The sequence below is a fragment of the Pseudomonas sp. NPDC088890 genome (genome assembly GCF_044900155.1).
GTDB classification, from domain to species: domain Bacteria; phylum Pseudomonadota; class Gammaproteobacteria; order Pseudomonadales; family Pseudomonadaceae; genus Aquipseudomonas; species Aquipseudomonas urmiensis.
In genome coordinates this window covers 64,333-79,822 of the sequence record NZ_JBJDNG010000009.1, presented here as the reverse complement: position 1 = coordinate 79,822, position 15,490 = coordinate 64,333, and the positions used below count along the sequence as shown (strand labels likewise).

The following is a 15,490-nucleotide window of genomic DNA, read 5'->3' as shown; positions in this document are numbered from 1 at the left end:
TCCGCTCAAGGGCGCGTCGCAGGTTGGCTCGGTGGGGACCGGGGTGGCCGCGGGCGCCGCTATTCCCCGGTGAGCAGTTGGTCGTCGTCAGGTCCAGGAGGTCGTGCGCCATGACGGCGGCGGTCGGCCAGTACCCAGCTTCCATCGAACAACTGCATGGGGAACGTATCGTTCCTGTTCTGGCGTCGTTCGACGAAACCTTCGGCCGGGTTGTCGCTTGCCCTGCGCTGGCGCTCTACCCCGGTCAGGTCGGAGACTGCGCGGGCCAGTTCCACCAAGGGGAACGGCTTGAACAGGACATGGGTAACGCCGAGTTCGGCGGCCCGCTCACGGACCTCGGCGGTCGGGTGGGCGGTGATCAGCACGAAATGGCACTGCCTGTTCTTGCGCACGGTCTCCAGAACCTGAAACCCCTCCATGTCGGGCAAGCGGTAATCCAGCACGATCACATCGGGTTTGAGCTTCTCAGCCTGCTCAATACCGCTGAAACCGTCGTGGGCAACATCAACTTCCAGGCCTTGCGCTTGCAGATACGCCTGCAAGTTCAGCGCGAGGGTCTGCTCGTCATCGACTACCAATACTCTGTTCACCAAGGTCGACTCCCAAGAACTACCCGGTTTCCCGGTCTGCGAAGTGCGGCCTTGTAAAGGCTTGAGCAGGCTTCGTGCCAGGCATGAAAGGTCATGTTGCACCACTGTAAGTCTTTGATTTTACTTAGCCATCCAGATACCCAGAAAAACACCCGAGCACCCAGTTCCCCACAACCGGGGAGCTTGATGGCACTTTGCCCAGAGATATGTCCCCACACTTGGGGAAATCTCTGCCAGAGCGTATCAGTCTGCGCGCTCGACGTGGGCCGATTCACGCAAACGTTGGCGTACCGTTTGCCGTGCCTGGGCGCTGAGCTGTTCGGCGAGCGCGAGCCTGGCCATCTGCAGGCCCTGTTCGGGTATGACAGAAGTGTTATCACTTTGGTTCTGCGCTCCTTGCAGTCTTTCTCGATTGGCCTGGTAGAAAGCCTGGACGTCAGCCTCGGACGGCGCCGCTACCGCGCTCAGTTGCGCGTAGACGCGCTGGGCAGCCATTTCGTGACGAGTGTAGTCGGCAAACTCTGCCCGATTAAAGCCCGCCTCGCTCAGCTGCCGCTCGAATATCACTGGACTGCCGAAGGCCTGTTCCAGTTGGCCGATTTGCGCCGAAACCTGTTCGTCGCTGACGACGATGCCGCGCCGCTGCGCCTCCTGCCAGAGCAGCTCCTTGTCGATCAGCTCATCCAGGGCCTGGTCGCGCAGGCGCTTGTACAGGTTGGGGTTGCGGATACTGCTCAGCGCCCGCCCCTGCGCCTGCAGGTACTCGCTGAAATAGCGCTCCAGGCGCATGACGCTGATCTCAACGCCATTGACCCGCGCGGCGGCAAGGTCGGCCCAGCTGATCGGGGTGATCCCCAGCAACAGGCACAGCAAGACGATACGCATGGCAACCTCCGTTCAAGGGGTGTCCGGCAGCGGCCGGTACGGCGCAACTTCGGCAAAGCGCGGCCCAGGCAGGGCCACCGCCACCACATGAGCCCCGGCCATGCCCTGGCGCCGGCCCGGGCCGAAGCTCAAGGCCGGGGTCAGGCCGGTGTCGATGTCATGCAGGCTTTCGAGGGCGCGCACCAGTTGTTCGCGGCTGGCATCGCGGCCAATCTGCTTGAGTGCCTCGCTGAGCAGGCGCAAGGCGCACAGGGTGTTGACCTGCAGTGAGGCCTGGCGCGCATCCAGGCCCTGGCGCTGGTGCAGGCCTGCCAGCCGGGCGCGGCCCTGCTCGGTCCAATCGCCGGGGACGAACGGATAGGCCAGGAACACCCGCTGCGACCACTGCGGCGCAAGGTTCGGCAAACTCCCGGCGACCTGGCTGGCGGCAGCGAACAACAGCGGCTCTCGTCCAGCGGCGTTGAGCGCCTGGGTCAGTTGGCCAAAGGCGTGCGCGTGGCCAAGGTAGACCACCCCCCGGGCCTCCGGCGCCTGCCCGGTGAACGCCTGCGCGGCGGACACACTCCATCCGACCTGCTGCAGCCGCTGGCGCAACTGTTCGGCCAAAGCAGCCTGCTCGGCATCGGCGTAGACCACCTGCAAGCCATCGGCAGGCAAGCCCAAACCGTCGCGAGCATGCACCGCCAGGCTCAGCAACTGCTCCAGCAGACCCGGCATCGGGTCGAAGATCTGCGGGCTGGGGCCGCTGCGTGGAGTACTGCCGATCAGCGGCACGCCACGCTGTTCGAGGGCGGCGGCCAGACGTTCATCGAGCATCGGCACCAGCGGCGAAACCACGGCGAATACCCCCTCCTCGTCCAGCAAGCGGTCCAAGGCGCGGCTGGCGCTGTCTGGGTCTACACCCGGATCCAGCACCACCAGTTGCAAACGCCGGCCATTGATCCCGCCTTGCTGGTTGAGCTGCTCCAGCCCGTCGTCGAGCACGGCCCGCACCACCCTGCCCGCCTCAGCCAAGGGCCCGGAAGCAGGCAACAAGGTGCCCAGGCGCAATACGCTGTCCTCCACGCCCGGATCACGCTCCTCGCCCAGGCGCTTGAGATAAGCGGTGAGATTGCGTTGGTCGGCCTGGCTCAGGACAAAGCGCGGCATCGCCGGATCGAGCCGATTGCCAGCCGGGTCGATGCCCTGCTGCACCGCCCGGGCCAGGGCTGATGCGTCGTAGGCCGGGTAACTGCGGCCATTGGCCTGGCGCTCACCGGCGCCGACGCTCAGGCGCTGCCAATCCAGGCTTGGCGGGCGCACACCGCCTTCGGCGCGGCCCTTGCCATCGTTACCATGACAACTGGCACAGGGCAGCACGCTGGCCGGCACGCTCATGTCACTGACACCGACCCGGGCGACCACCTGGGCGTCGCCACTGGCAAGGCCCTGGCGATACAGGCGCTTGCCCGCCTGTTCCTGCGCGGTCAAGTCCAGGGCCAGGGCTGTGCTGCACAGCGACAGCCCCAGCCACAGTGCCAGCAGCCGGCTCACGGCGCTCACCGGCCGGCCAGCGGTTGGGTGAGCAGCTGCATGCGCTGGGCGATGGCCGCAGGCGGCGCGTCGGGGCGGATCTTGCTCCAGCGTTTGCTCGCCACATCGCCAGCGATCAATTGAGTTGAGTGCTGCTCTGGGCTGGGCAAGAACTGCCCAAGGCGCCCCAGCACCAGGTCGACATTGGCCTTGTCACCGGTCAGGAACAGCCAGTTGGGGCCATCCACGCCTTGTTTTTCGGCAAACGCCTTGAGCACTGCGGGGGTATCGTTGAGCGGATCACTGCTGACCGAGATGAAGGTCACCTGGCTGGCCAGTTCGCTGCCCATGGCCTCGCGTACTTCACGCAACTTGCGGGTAATCAACGGACAGGCATCGTTGCAGTGGGTGAAAATCACATTGAGCATCACCACCTTGTCCTTGAGCACATCGCTGTAGAAGCGCAGCTCGCGGCCGTTCTGGTCCTTGAGCACGGTATCGGTGAACCAGGCCTGGGCATCGCGGGTGCCGCCACCGCTGCTGATGGTCGGCGGTGCCGGTTGCGGCGCGGGGGCTGTCGGCGCATGGCCCTCGTGGGCCAAGGCGACGCTGCTGAGGATCCACAGGCAGCCGATCAGGGTCAGCCAGTCGAGACCACGCATGCCGCTTCGGCGGCTGGTAAGACTGCTCATGGTTGTGCCTCCTGGGCGGCAGGGTCTGGGGTTGCGGCGATCGCAGTGCTCTTGGCGTGCACACGGCGGGCGCTGAGGCGGTTGATCTCGGCGACCAGCACGGCCGGGTCGGTGAAGCCGTAGTAGCGGGTCCAGTGGCCGCTGCGACCATCACCGACGATGATCATCGGTGGATGCTGGGTCAGGTCGGCGCTGAAGCTGCCCAGGCCCTTCAAGGTCTGGGTGATGGCATAGGGTGAGCCGGTCAGCCAACTCCAGCCCGGTCCCTGCTGGAACGCCTTGGCGTAGCTGGCCAGGCGCTTGGCATCGTCGCGCTGCGGGTCGACGCTGATCGACACCAGCTGGATCTCCTCGCCAACCCGCCCGCCCATCTGCGCCTGGACCTTGGACATGATCGACGACACCACCGGGCACACGGTGGTGCAGCTGGTGTAGATAAAGCCCATGACCACCAGGTGATCGCCCACCAGGTCCTTTTCCAGACGTACCGGCATGCCGTCCTGGTCCTGCAGGGCGACGTCGGCAAAGCTGACGCTGGCCTTTTCCTGGCGCGCCGCTGGCGGTTGCGGGGCATGCCCACTGTGATCATGACCGGCATGCGCCCAGGTCAGGTTACTGGCGAGCAGCAGGCTCAGGGCGAGCAGTTTGCTTGGGCAGTTCATCGCACACTCCTGGGTTCCCCTTGGGAAGCGGTAGACGCTGCGGCCGGCAGGACGCGCAGGCTGGTGTAGTTCTCTTCGGCAAACGTGCGGCCCAGTGATGGCGACTGCACGTGCAGGTACCAGGCACCGGCTTCGGCCAACTCCAGCGAGGCTTGGTAGACCCCCTCACCCACCTCGGTCAGGGGCAAGCTGCGCGGCAGCGACGACGGCGCCAGGAAGTAGCGCAGGCTCAAGTCGCGCAGGCCCAGGCGTGGCTGGCCGTCGTCACCGAGGATACGCACGCGGGCAACGATGGGGCTGTTTTGCAAGGCCGGCTGATCATTGCCGATGAACTCGGCGTGAGCGCCCTTGCGCTTGGCCGCCTCAGGCGCCACGGCGATATCGGTGCTGAAGCAGTGGATGATTTGCGGCTGGTTGAGCAGAAAGGCCACGTCGAACTTGCCCGCCGCCGGCATCTTCACGGTCGAGCCGTAAACACCTGGGGCCAGCTCGCGCAAGCTGCGGTCGATGACGATCGCGGCCCGCGCCTGATGCCCGCGGTTGTTGTAGCCGGACATCGGCGCGTTCATCCCCTCGGCGTAGAAGTAGGTGGTGTTGTCCACCGGGTTGACCACGAACACCGAGTTGTTGTCGCGGGCCACCGACAGGCCTTGGGCCAAGGGCAAGTCACCGGCCTGGCGCGGCGCGGCGGGGCCGGCCTCGAAGCCTTGGACGATTGGCTGGCGGCCCTCGCCCAGGCTGCCCAGGTTGATCATGCTGACCTTCGGCGACGACAGCCCACGCACGTAGGCGTAGCCCTTGGTGAAGGTCAGCTGGTACGGTTCGGCCGCCACCGCAATGCGGTGGATCAGCGTGTCGGTACTGGCATCGATCACCAAGGCCTGGCTTTCCAGGGTGTTGAGCACGATGCCGTAGCGGCCATCGTTGCTAAAGCGCATCGGCCCCAGCCCCTGCTCTGTCTTGACCGTGTGGCGCAGCTGATGACTGCGTGCGTCGATGACGCGCACCGTCCCCTCCTCGCCATCGGCCACATAGACCGCCTGGGACAGCGGCGAATAGGCCACCGACAACGGGTGCGGGCCAACGTCGAGGGTTTTCACCAGGCGCATCTCGGCAGCATCGATGATGCTCAGCGTGCCGCCATCGCGATTGGTGACGAAGGCATAGCGCGAATCACTGCTGAAGGCGATCTCATGGTGCCCGGAGCCGGTGGCGAACGACTTGAGCATGCTACGGCTGTGCACATCGATCACGGTTACCCCACCCTTGGCCGGATCATCACTGTTGTTACCCACCCACAGCAGCCGCTGGTCGGGCTGCAGGGCAACCCGCAACGGCTGGGCGCCGGCCTCCAGGGTCGCCACGCGGCGGAAGGTTTCGGTGTCGATCACCGCCACCTGGCCGCGCTCAGGCATGGACACGAACACCTGCTTGTCATCGCCGGTCGCCGCCCAATCCATCGGCCGGCCTGGCAGGTCGATACGCGCCAAGGTGCTGGTAACCCCGCCCACCGACACGGTGGGGTCGATCACCGTCAGGCTGGGGTCCTTGTTCAGCACCAACAGAAAGTAGCTGTTCAGGTCCAGCAATGGCCGGGCACCGATGCTGCTCTTGAGAAACAGCGCCACGCGCGCCTTGCAGCTGCTGTCGCGGTCACCTGCCGGGGCCGACTGGGCCGGGTCCAGCCAGGCCCCCGGTGACATCCCCGACAACGGTTGGCCACTGCTCTGGTCGCTGACCTTGAAGCGCACGTTGGCAAAGCTGCCTTCACGCAGCTGGCCACCGTCCATGGCCTTGGCTTGGAACTCCACGGTCACCCCGTCGCGGCTGAGCCGGTGCAGGGCCTGCGGGTCGGCAGCCTCCTGCAACAGCTCGCGCGGGTCGCACCAGAGCTTCTCGTAGGCCACGCCCATGCCGATCAGCGCCACTCCCAGCAGTACCCCCAAGTAAGCAGGGCGAGTCTTTTTGTTCATGCTCGCGCTCCCCTTCTGTCATTGCGCCGGGGCGGTTGCCGGCGGCGCTTCGTTGGTCACCCGCAGGATCCCCCACAGCCCCGAGGCATTGCCGTAGGCGGCGTAGTCGCGGAACAGGTAGTCACCAGGGATGGCGTTGGCACCGCCGGCGCTTGGCAGCATGAAGCTGAAGTGCGCGGCCGGCAGCACGCTTTCCTGGGCGCCGATGTAGATCGACATCGGGTTGTAGCCAAAGCGCACCGAGCCAATGCCCGGCAGGCTCATGGGGTAGCCGTCGAGGTCGTTCTTCTCGGCCTGGTAGGCGTGCAGTGGCCACAAGTGGCCGTCCAGTTGGTAGGTGATACCGCGGCTCCCCCCGCTGGGCATCAGCACGTGGCTGCGTGCCGGTTGCCCTGGTTTGGCCCAGAGCACTGGGGTTTGTGGATCGCCACCGACCAGGGCATTGCTGTAGGCCATGTGCGCGTTGGGCACATCGGCGAAGCCAAAGCCATCGGCATGCCCGAACGGTGCGTCCGGCGCCAGGCCGAAGCGCAGCCACAGCGGCTCGGTCTTGTAGTTCATGGCCATGTTGCCGTTGTCTTTCGGGTCACCCGGCACGCCGTTGCCTTCGGTGGCGATGCCCTCAACCGGCCGACCATCGGCCCAGCGCATGTTCAGCGAACGCTGCCAGACAGTGACGAAGTCGCGGTAGTCGGGCTGGCCGCTGACCTTGACCGTGGCCTGGGCGCGGCTGGCGTTGTCCTCGGTCCAGGTCGCACTCTGCGGCAGGATGCTCATGCCACCGACCAGGCCCTTCTGCGGCTGCTTGATCACATCCGAAGGGGTCAGGTTGAGGCCGCCGAACTCGATCGCGGTGGTGTTGATGTTGTCCACCGTACGGCCCAGTTGCAGCACCGGCTTGCCTTCGCGCTCCAGGTGCCCGGCGTAGTACTGATACACCTTGCTCGGGTAGGCGCCGCTGCTACCCGCGCGCGGGGGTACGGTCTGGATCGGGTTGAGGCCTACGTTGGCACCATCGGACTTGGTGATGTCGTAGCTCAGCAGCTGGGCATGCAGGCCAACGTGGCTCGAAGGTCGCATCAGGTTGTTGTTGAAGGCGGTGGAGCCTTCGCTACCGTTGCGATCACGCTTGACCACGTTCTGCATCACCGCGGTGCTGGGCAGGTCCGGCATCATCAGCGGCAGGCGGTTTTCCAGGGTGATGCTGATGCAGTCGCCCGCGTTGGCGCGCAGCACCAGCGGCTCGACCGGCACCCCGGCCTTGAGCTTGCCGGTGCTGGTGTCCAGGTCGCCCTTGCGCACATACAGCACCGCGGTCGGGTCATGCAGCGGCGCGCTGTGGCCGCCGATGGTGAAGGTGGCACCGTCCTCCTCGTCGGTTACCGTCACTTGCGGGATGCTGGTCTTGCGGCTGTTGAACACCAGGGTGCCGCCATTGGCCTTGAGGGGGCCGCCGACATGCTGGCCGAGCCCTGCCGGGTCGGCGATGCTCACGCCATGACGGTTGTCGAGGATGTCGTTGGCCAGCGCTGCGACGATCTCATAGTTGCGTTTGACCGTAGGTTTGCTGCCTATGCCATTGGTATTGGCCGTGGTCCTGGGGCAGATGCCGTCGAACGCCACGGTGTTGCGCATGGCCACCGGCTGCGGGTTATTCGACAACGGGAACAGGTCGGCGCGCTGCGCGGTGTAGTTGCGCATGATGCCCCAGATGCCGTTCCAGTAGCCCTCCAGGGCCGCGTCGAGCGAGTACAGGTAATCCCCGTTGGTGGCCGCGGAGCTGGAGATCATCGACACCGGCGCCATGAAGCCGAGCTGCTCGGAAATACCGATCATCTGCGAAGCCTTCCAACCCGAGTTGGAGCTGTTGCCGAAGCCTGAACCGTTTTGCAGCCATTTGACCCCGTGCAAGGTGACGTTGTGCTCCTCTTCATGACCGCCGGCGTGCATGCGCAGGCGCACGTTGTCGCCCGAGTAGGTACGCAGCAGCGGGGTGAACGGGTCGCCTGGCTCGCTACCCTTGTTGATGTGCGGCGGGAACAGCGTGGTGCCGCCGGTTGGGCCGAGCGCCGAGGTGATCGCCGAGGGCGCCAGGTTCATCGCCGGGATGGCGCGGTCGGTACGGGTCTGCAAGGCATAGCTCAGGTCTCCCGCCAGGCCATCGGCCTGCATGCCGCGCTTGCCATCCGGGCCGACCTTGTTCGGGTCGAACACGCGCAGGGCCAGCGGCTCGTTGCGGTAGTTGACGACGAACATGCCAGGGTCATCCACCGAGATCGCTTGCGGGCACGGCCGGCTTGGGCAACCTGGGCTTAGGCCGCCGCGCGACTCGACCACCGACTCGAGCAGGTTGGAGGCTGCTTGGCGCACCGGTGGGTTGATGGCGTAGCGGAAGCTGTCGCTGGTGGCCGGGTACGCCTGGCCATTGGGCACGCCATCGGGGCCGGCGCCAACATACACGCCGGCTTCATAGGCATGTTGGAAGTCGCTGTACTCCAGGAAGAACTCGCGATAGCTGTCGTTACGCCCGTCGCCGTCGTGATCGCCGGTCTGGATCACCGCTTGCCACGAGGTCGGCCCACCGTCCTGGCGAATCGCCGGGTTGTAGAGCTTCTCGCCGGTCTCGGCGTGGTACCAGGTCGAGCCGGCAGGTTCGGCCAGCACAGTGGCATACAGGCCCAGTTGCTGATGGGTCGATGGGCCAAGGTGGTCGTGGGTGAAGATGGTGCCCAAGCCACGATCGACGTTATGCACGTTGATCAACGGGTCGGCGAACCAACGCTGCATGGCGGTGCGCGCACCGAGCCAGTCTGCCCTGCCGAAGCGGCCGAAGTACGGGTGCTGCTTGGCTTTCGGGCAAGCGGCGCTGCCATCACGGGCATCGCCTTCGCTGCAACCATTGAAGCTGCGGATGGCCTGGATGCGCTCGACCACACTGCCGGGCGAGAGAATGCCGTCTTCGTAGTTCCAGCCGTTGGCCGAGCCGTCGGCGGCGGTCAGGTCCCACTTGGGCAGGTGGATGTGCTGGCCGATCACGTCGGTTGGGGTGCGCACCTGGTAGTCGTCCATCTCATAGAACGACGGGATCAGGTTGGTGTGGGTGTACATGGTGCAGTCGAAGGTGTTCATGCGCATCACCAGTGGCTCTGGTGGGCGCTGCTTGGTAATCACCGGCCAGGCGTCTTCCCACAGGGCCAGGATGCGCGCCTGCGGGAAGTGGTAGCCGACCTTGTTGTACACCGCGTCGAACTGGATGTTGGCGCCTTTGTAGATCCGCGGACGGTCGGCGGTGAAGGTCGAGGCACCGCGGAAATTCAAGCCCGTCAGGCTCTCGCCGCTGAAGAACTCACCCGCGCCGGAAGCTTGCGTCAGGCGCTTGCCCCGGTCATCCATGCACGGTTCATAGAACGGTGCCCCAGCAGTAGGCAAGGCGCCGTTGGTGCGGAAGTTGCGCGCCACCGGCTGGCTGCCTGGGATCAACGCGTAGCTGGCGTGCTCGGCCTTGGCGTGGAACTGCATGGCGGCCTGCTCGACGTCGGTGCCCTCCTCGGGCATGTAGATCGGCTTGGCCTTGTGCACCACCTTGGAAAAGTCCAGCCTGGTGGTGGTCGACACCGCTTCGCCGCCAGCGGAAATGCCATCCAGCGCGTGCCGGCCCAGGCCCCCATCCCAGCCATCGACCTGACCGGCATCGAGGTTGGCCCACAGGGCGTTACCGCTGTTCTTGAGCTGTTGCGCCAGGACAGGGTCGAGCATGTCCAGTGGTGGCGTCGGTGGACGTTGGCCGACGCTGCTTTCCATGCCGCCGATCCAGAACGGATAGCCGGGGTTTTTCAGGCTGCCGTCAGCGTTGCGGTTGCTTTCGCTACGATCGACCAGGGCCAGCGAGCCGATGGCCCGGGGGGCGGCGTCGTCATTGCCGTGATGGCCATGGTCGTCGTCGCCCTCCTCCTCGTCCTCTTCCTCCTCTTCATGTTCGGCGACCAGCTGTTCTGCCAGCTTGGGCACCACTACCACCTTGCCGGGCATCGGCGCCATCGCTTTACCGGGCAGCGGCACGATGGCCGGAATCGGCGTACCGGCAATGATCTCGCCATCCGGCAAAGCCCGGGCGCCCGCTGCTGGCTTGCCACTGCGCAGGGCAAAGGGGGTGCTGTGGTAGCCGTCCTGCGCCTCGCCGCTGACTTCCAGGCGGGTGCCTTCTTCGAACACATCGTGTACCCGCCACATGGCCCACATGCCTTGGGCAAAGTGCGGGTAGAAGTGGCAGTGGTAGATAGCATCGCCCGCTACCCGGTTGCGGTTGCCCGAACCGCCGTTGGCGATCTCGTAGGTGTAACCGATGCCTGGGCCAATGCCCTGGGCATCGATGTAGTCGGAGTTATCGTCGTTGGGGTTGAACAGCCACTGATGGCCATGCAGGTGGAAGATGTGCTGTTCGTGACCGTTGTGGGTGTTGCGAAACTTGGTGAAGTCACCGATATAGCTGTGGTGCACGTTGGCCGGCTCCGACGGGTACAGGGCCATGCTGGCCTTGACCCCGACGGCATTGGCCGGCGGTGTTTCGCCTGGGCGGATGTGTTCCAGGCCAACGTTGGCCGGGACATCGACCAAGGTGCCGATATCGCCCACGGTGTGGGCACTGAGGAAGAACTCCTCGTAGGCGCAGGACAGGCAGTCATGCATCGGGCCTACGCCCAGGCGGTTGGCCACCACCTCAGCGCCCATGCCGCCGGAGCCATAGTTGATCATGAACGAGTCACGCGCAGGTTCCAGCACATGGCCCATGATCGGGTCGGCCCAGTAGCCTGGGAATGCCTGGGTCCCGGCCACTTCGTCGGCGAACTGCGAGCCGAAGTCGCGGAACGCTTCCAGCCGGTTAGGCAATGCCGGGTTACGTTTGTTGATGCTTTCCAGCGGATAGGTCGAGCGCGGGAAGCTGCCGTCAGGGTTGGGGCCCATGACGATGGCGTCGGTCTCGCTGCTGAGGATCTCGCTGCCGTCGATCATGGCGATGATCGGTTTGCCAGCCTTGCCCTCGCTGATCCAGGGTTCCACTTGCGGGTAACGCGCTTCGTAGTCGACCACCGGTTGACCGGTGGGTGCACGGCCGGTGCTGGCCAGGCGCATCTCCTCTTCGGTCAGGGTGTTGCGGTAGGTACGGCCGCCTTTAGGCACTACCACCACTTGGCCGAACAGGCCATTGGCGACGTTGCCAGCACCACCCTGGCCGCCAAACGTAGCGCCCTGGCTGGTGGCGGCGAAGGCGCCTTCGCGCTCGGCATACAGGGTATAGCTGCGGGTGCCACCGGGGGCGACTAGGAAATTGCCATTGCGCCCAGTGTTGGCGGCAATGTCGCTGATACCGTTGACCGCCTGCATGCCATTGACTTGGAAGCCCACGTGACGGTCGGTGACTTGCTCGTCGGCGATGAAATGCTCACCGCCCTCGTTCTCCAATTCACCGGCTTCGTTCTCGTTCTCTTCCTCGCCCTCGACTTCGTTGTCGTCGTGGTCGATGCCGTGCTTATTGGGGTTGGCCTGGTAGGCCAGCAAGTTGGTCAGATTGACCGTCAGGCAGTCACCGGCGGCTACGCGCAATACGATCGGCCGTGGGCGTTTGTCTGGGCGCAGGGTGACCTTGCCTGGCACCGCGGCGCCGCCCTGGGTCAGCGGGATATGGTGTTCGTCGACCACATCCTGGCGCAGGGCGAACATCATGCCGTTGGCGTTCTGCGCGCCGAGGCGGTTGAACATCAGGGGCTGGTCCAGGGCCACTACGTTGGCGACCAGGTTGCGCTGGCATTGCACCGCCGCTTCGCTGGTCGCTTGCCAGCCGAACAGGGCCAGCACGAGTGATGTCAGGACTGAGCCTTTGAGCGGGGTCATCATGCTGCACCTCCGGGGGACACAGGGACTCTGCGAGGAGGTGGAGCAAGGTGTATGCCATAAAAATTTTTGTGGTTTTTCAGGTGGTTGGAGTTTGAAGTGCAACGGATTGGGGAGGATTCCCCAGTAGGTTTCCCCGAATTGGGGGCGATACTGGAATTGTTGGTGACTATTCCGGCCTCTTCGCGGGCAAGCCCGCTCCCACAGGGTTCGAGGCGTGCGCAGCATCTGCGTGGTGTCAGTGCTGGCTCATCACTGGACTGAAATCGGCGCGGTACCTGTGGGAGCGGGCTTGCCCGCGAGGAGGCCAGAACAAACCCCACAAAAAAATTCAATCCTTGGCTTCGGCTTCGGCTTCTGCGAGAGCGCAGCGACGAAGCCTGGTCAACTCAGCCATACCAGCTTTACTTGAAGAAAAACCAAACCCGTCACAGAGGGAAGTGCCCCATGAAGATTGTGGTCACCAGTATTCTTGTCGACGATCAAGCCAAGGCATTGGCGTTCTACCACTACGTACTGGGCTTCGAGCCCAAGCACGACATTCCCATGGGCCGCCACCGCTGGCTCACCCTTACCTCCCCCAATGACCCCAACGGCGTCGAACTGCTGCTCGAACCCGACGCCCATCCCGCCGCCAAGGCGTACAAGACCGCCATCAAGCAAGACGGCATTCCCGCCACCTCGTTTGGCGTACGCGATATCCACGCCGAGTACACCCGCCTGTGCAAGGCCGGCGTTGAGTTCACCCAGCCACCCACCGATCTGGGCCCGGTCATCGTCGCAGTGTTCGACGATACCTGCGGCAACCTGATCCAGATCGCCCAGCGCCATTAATCAGCAATCACGCCCCGCAGTACCGGCAATTTCCCAACGCGGATGCCGGTACTGACACCTACCCAGCCTTCCGCTACAGTCTCAAGACACCCAGCGCATCCAGAACAAGGAAAACACCATGCGCTATGAATTCAACGAAGTGCTCAACGACCTGGTCGATTACTTCCTGCTCGGTGACATCCAGCTGCTAGCGCGCTTCAAGCAGGAAAACGACTTGCCTGATGACCTGGCCTACGAGTTCACCCATAACGACAGCGGCGATCAGGCAGTGCTTGAAGGGGTGGTCCTGCCCCTGGCCGGCATCGAGAACCTGCCCTACACGATCATTTTCAGTGTCGATGAAGACAACCCGGCCCTGCTCGAAGCGGGCAGCCGCTTGCAACATCGGCGCGGCGGCTATGTACTGCGGGTAGAAAACCGTGCAGTGATGCTGTTCACCTGGAGAATCCTCCAGCATTTCACCAACAAGACCTTGGGCGACCTGCTGGCGCGCTACCAGATGCCGAATCGGCCGATCATCGAGCTGGAAAACGGCTGGTACAACGTTGAGGTGCTCGCTGGCGCGGTCAAGCGCGACGGGCTCTACGAGCCGACCTTCGAGTTCCTGCTGAAAAAGTCCTGGAGCCGCGGCGACGCCTCCGGGGTCGATACCGGCTATGCCTTTACCCTGCGCGGGGATTTCGCTTGAGCGACTGGCCCTACCGACGGTATCGCCAAGTAATACCAGGCAATACCGTCGATAGCGTCCAGAGCGCGATCAGGTGATATCGCGATCCTTGGTTTCCGGCAGGAACAAGATCCCTAGAATCGCCGTCATCACTGCAATCACGATCGGGTACCACAACCCGTAATAGATGTCGCCGGTGGCTGCGACCATGGCAAACGCCACCGTCGGCAGGAAACCACCGAACCAGCCATTACCGATGTGGTATGGCAGCGACATCGAGGTGTAGCGGATGCGCGTCGGGAACAGCTCCACCAACCAGGCGGCGATCGGCCCGTAGACCATGGTCACGTAGATCACCAGGATGGTCAGCAGCAACAGCACCATCGGGTAATGGATCTTGGCCGGATCGGCCTTCTCCGGATACCCCGCCTCTTTCAGCGCGCCACCAAGGGTGGCGGTGAAGGCATCGTTCTGCGCCTTGAAGTCTGCCGCCGCCATCGTCCGGCCATCGAAGCTTGGGATCACTCGCTCGCCGATGCGGATCTGGGCCACGCTGCCAGGCTCGGCCCGTTGGTTCTCATAGGGAATCGCGCGCTTGGCCAGCAGGCTCTTGGCGATGTCGCAGGAGCTGGTGAATTTGGCCTTGCCGACCGGGTCGAACTGGAACGAGCACTGGTCAGGGTCGGCGACCACCACCACAGGGTTCTGCTCCTGGGCCACGAACACGTCCGGGTTGCCGTATTCGGTCAGGGCTTTGAAGATCGGAAAGTAGGTCAACGCAGCGATGATGCAGCCGGCCATGATGATCTTCTTGCGCCCGATCCGATCCGACAGGCTGCCAAAGATGACGAAGAATGGCGTGCCGATCAGCAGTGACCCGGCAATCAACAAGTTGGCCGTCTGCGGGTCGATCTTGAGCGTCTGCAAGAGGAAGAACAGCGCGTAGAACTGGCCGGTGTACCACACCACCGCTTGGCCGGCGGTGCCGCCAAGCAGCGACATGATCACCACCTTGAGGTTGTCCCAGCGGGCGAAGGACTCGGTCAGCGGCGCCTTGGATGACTTGCCCTCGGCCTTCATCTTGAGGAACACCGGCGATTCGTTGAGCTGCAAGCGGATATACACCGAAATCGCCAGCAGCAGGATCGACAGCAGGAACGGGATCCGCCAGCCCCACGCTTCGAAGGCCTCGGTGCCAAGTACGGTGCGGCACGCGAGAATCACCAACAGCGAGAGGAACAGGCCCAGGGTGGCGGTGGTCTGGATCCACGAGGTGAAGAAACCGCGCTTGCCCTTGGGCGCGTGCTCGGCCACATAAGTTGCCGCACCGCCATACTCACCGCCCAGCGCCAGCCCTTGCAGCAGACGCAGGGTTATCAGGATGACCGGCGCCGCCACGCCAATGCTCGCGTAGCTGGGCAACAGGCCGACGATCGCGGTGGACAGACCCATGATGACGATGGTGATCAGGAAGGTGTGCTTGCGCCCGATCATATCCCCCAGCCGACCGAACACGATGGCGCCGAACGGGCGCACGGCAAAGCCTGCGGCAAAGGCCAGCAAGGCGAAGATGAATGAGGTGGTTTCGTTGACGCCGGCGAAGAAGTGCTTGGCAATGATCGCGGCCAGTGAGCCGTACAGGTAGAAGTCGTACCATTCGAACACTGTGCCTAGGGATGAGGCGAAGATGACCTTGCGCTCCTCCCGGGTGATGCCGCGTTGGGGCGCGCTGCCCGTCGATGTGCTGTCGATAACCGCCATGGGTTGCCTCCGTCTTGTTCTTGAA

The 15,490-nt window shown here is 64.2% G+C and carries 10 protein-coding genes; 2 read left to right on the top strand and 8 right to left on the bottom strand.

The window, feature by feature from the left end; translation table 11 throughout:
- Positions 1-59: 59 nt before the first annotated feature.
- The 7 genes from ACI2JX_RS19040 to mnxG all read right to left on the bottom strand — a co-directional run bounded on the left by ACI2JX_RS19040 (position 60) and on the right by mnxG (position 12,206).
- On the bottom strand, positions 60-593 hold the full coding sequence (locus tag ACI2JX_RS19040) for a response regulator (RefSeq protein ID WP_264234618.1): 534 nt from the start codon (positions 591-593) through the stop codon (positions 60-62).
- Between the two features lie 240 nt (positions 594-833).
- Positions 834-1,475, bottom strand: a complete 642-nt coding sequence (locus tag ACI2JX_RS19035) for a SurA N-terminal domain-containing protein (RefSeq protein WP_404690740.1) — start codon at positions 1,473-1,475, stop codon at positions 834-836.
- Between the two features lie 12 nt (positions 1,476-1,487).
- Positions 1,488-3,008 carry an ABC transporter substrate-binding protein gene (locus tag ACI2JX_RS19030; RefSeq protein ID WP_404690739.1) on the bottom strand — a complete coding sequence of 507 codons (1,521 nt, stop codon included), beginning with the start codon at positions 3,006-3,008 and terminating at the stop codon, positions 1,488-1,490.
- A gap of 5 nt (positions 3,009-3,013) precedes the next feature.
- Entirely contained in the window at positions 3,014-3,679 is a 666-nt protein-coding gene (locus ACI2JX_RS19025; protein WP_368972677.1) for an SCO family protein, read from the bottom strand.
- The gene (locus tag ACI2JX_RS19020; protein ID WP_264234614.1) at positions 3,676-4,341 is read right to left on the bottom strand and encodes an SCO family protein; all 666 of its coding nucleotides are present in this window, start codon (positions 4,339-4,341) and stop codon (positions 3,676-3,678) included. Before ACI2JX_RS19020 ends, ACI2JX_RS19025 begins: the two co-directional genes overlap by 4 nt.
- Positions 4,338-6,314 carry a cytochrome D1 domain-containing protein gene (locus ACI2JX_RS19015; protein ID WP_404690738.1) on the bottom strand — a complete coding sequence of 659 codons (1,977 nt, stop codon included), beginning with the start codon at positions 6,312-6,314 and terminating at the stop codon, positions 4,338-4,340. Before ACI2JX_RS19015 ends, ACI2JX_RS19020 begins: the two co-directional genes overlap by 4 nt.
- Positions 6,315-6,332: 18 nt before the next feature.
- On the bottom strand, positions 6,333-12,206 hold the full coding sequence (gene mnxG, locus ACI2JX_RS19010; RefSeq protein WP_404690737.1) for a manganese-oxidizing multicopper oxidase MnxG: 5,874 nt from the start codon (positions 12,204-12,206) through the stop codon (positions 6,333-6,335).
- A 444-nt stretch (positions 12,207-12,650) separates the two neighbouring features.
- On the opposite strand from mnxG, the gene ACI2JX_RS19005 reads away from it, so the two are divergent.
- Together ACI2JX_RS19005 and ACI2JX_RS19000 are read left to right on the top strand one after the other, a co-directional pair.
- A complete protein-coding gene (locus ACI2JX_RS19005; RefSeq protein WP_186553273.1) occupies positions 12,651-13,037 on the top strand; it encodes a VOC family protein in 387 nt (128 codons plus the stop codon).
- 118 nt (positions 13,038-13,155) lie between these two features.
- Positions 13,156-13,725: a hypothetical protein gene (locus ACI2JX_RS19000; RefSeq protein ID WP_404690736.1), complete on the top strand. Its 570-nt coding sequence runs from the start codon at positions 13,156-13,158 to the stop codon at positions 13,723-13,725.
- Between the two features lie 69 nt (positions 13,726-13,794).
- Here ACI2JX_RS19000 and ACI2JX_RS18995 read toward each other — a convergent pair whose 3' ends face one another.
- Positions 13,795-15,465, bottom strand: a complete 1,671-nt coding sequence (locus ACI2JX_RS18995) for an MFS transporter (RefSeq protein WP_368973143.1) — start codon at positions 15,463-15,465, stop codon at positions 13,795-13,797.
- Between the last annotated feature and the right edge of the window lie 25 nt (positions 15,466-15,490).

Bases quoted from the DNA above. Each gene is read 5' to 3' on its own strand.
- ACI2JX_RS19035 (WP_404690740.1), bottom strand. From the start codon at position 1,475: ATGCGTATCGTCTTGCTGTGCCTGTTGCTGGGGATCACCCCGATCAGC.
- ACI2JX_RS19025 (WP_368972677.1), bottom strand. From the start codon at position 3,679: ATGAGCAGTCTTACCAGCCGCCGAAGCGGCATGCGTGGTCTCGACTGG.
- ACI2JX_RS19020 (WP_264234614.1), bottom strand. From the start codon at position 4,341: ATGAACTGCCCAAGCAAACTGCTCGCCCTGAGCCTGCTGCTCGCCAGT.
- ACI2JX_RS19015 (WP_404690738.1), bottom strand. From the start codon at position 6,314: ATGAACAAAAAGACTCGCCCTGCTTACTTGGGGGTACTGCTGGGAGTG.
- mnxG (WP_404690737.1), bottom strand. From the start codon at position 12,206: ATGATGACCCCGCTCAAAGGCTCAGTCCTGACATCACTCGTGCTGGCC.
- ACI2JX_RS19005 (WP_186553273.1), top strand. From the start codon at position 12,651: ATGAAGATTGTGGTCACCAGTATTCTTGTCGACGATCAAGCCAAGGCA.
- ACI2JX_RS19000 (WP_404690736.1), top strand. From the start codon at position 13,156: ATGCGCTATGAATTCAACGAAGTGCTCAACGACCTGGTCGATTACTTC.
- ACI2JX_RS18995 (WP_368973143.1), bottom strand. From the start codon at position 15,465: ATGGCGGTTATCGACAGCACATCGACGGGCAGCGCGCCCCAACGCGGC.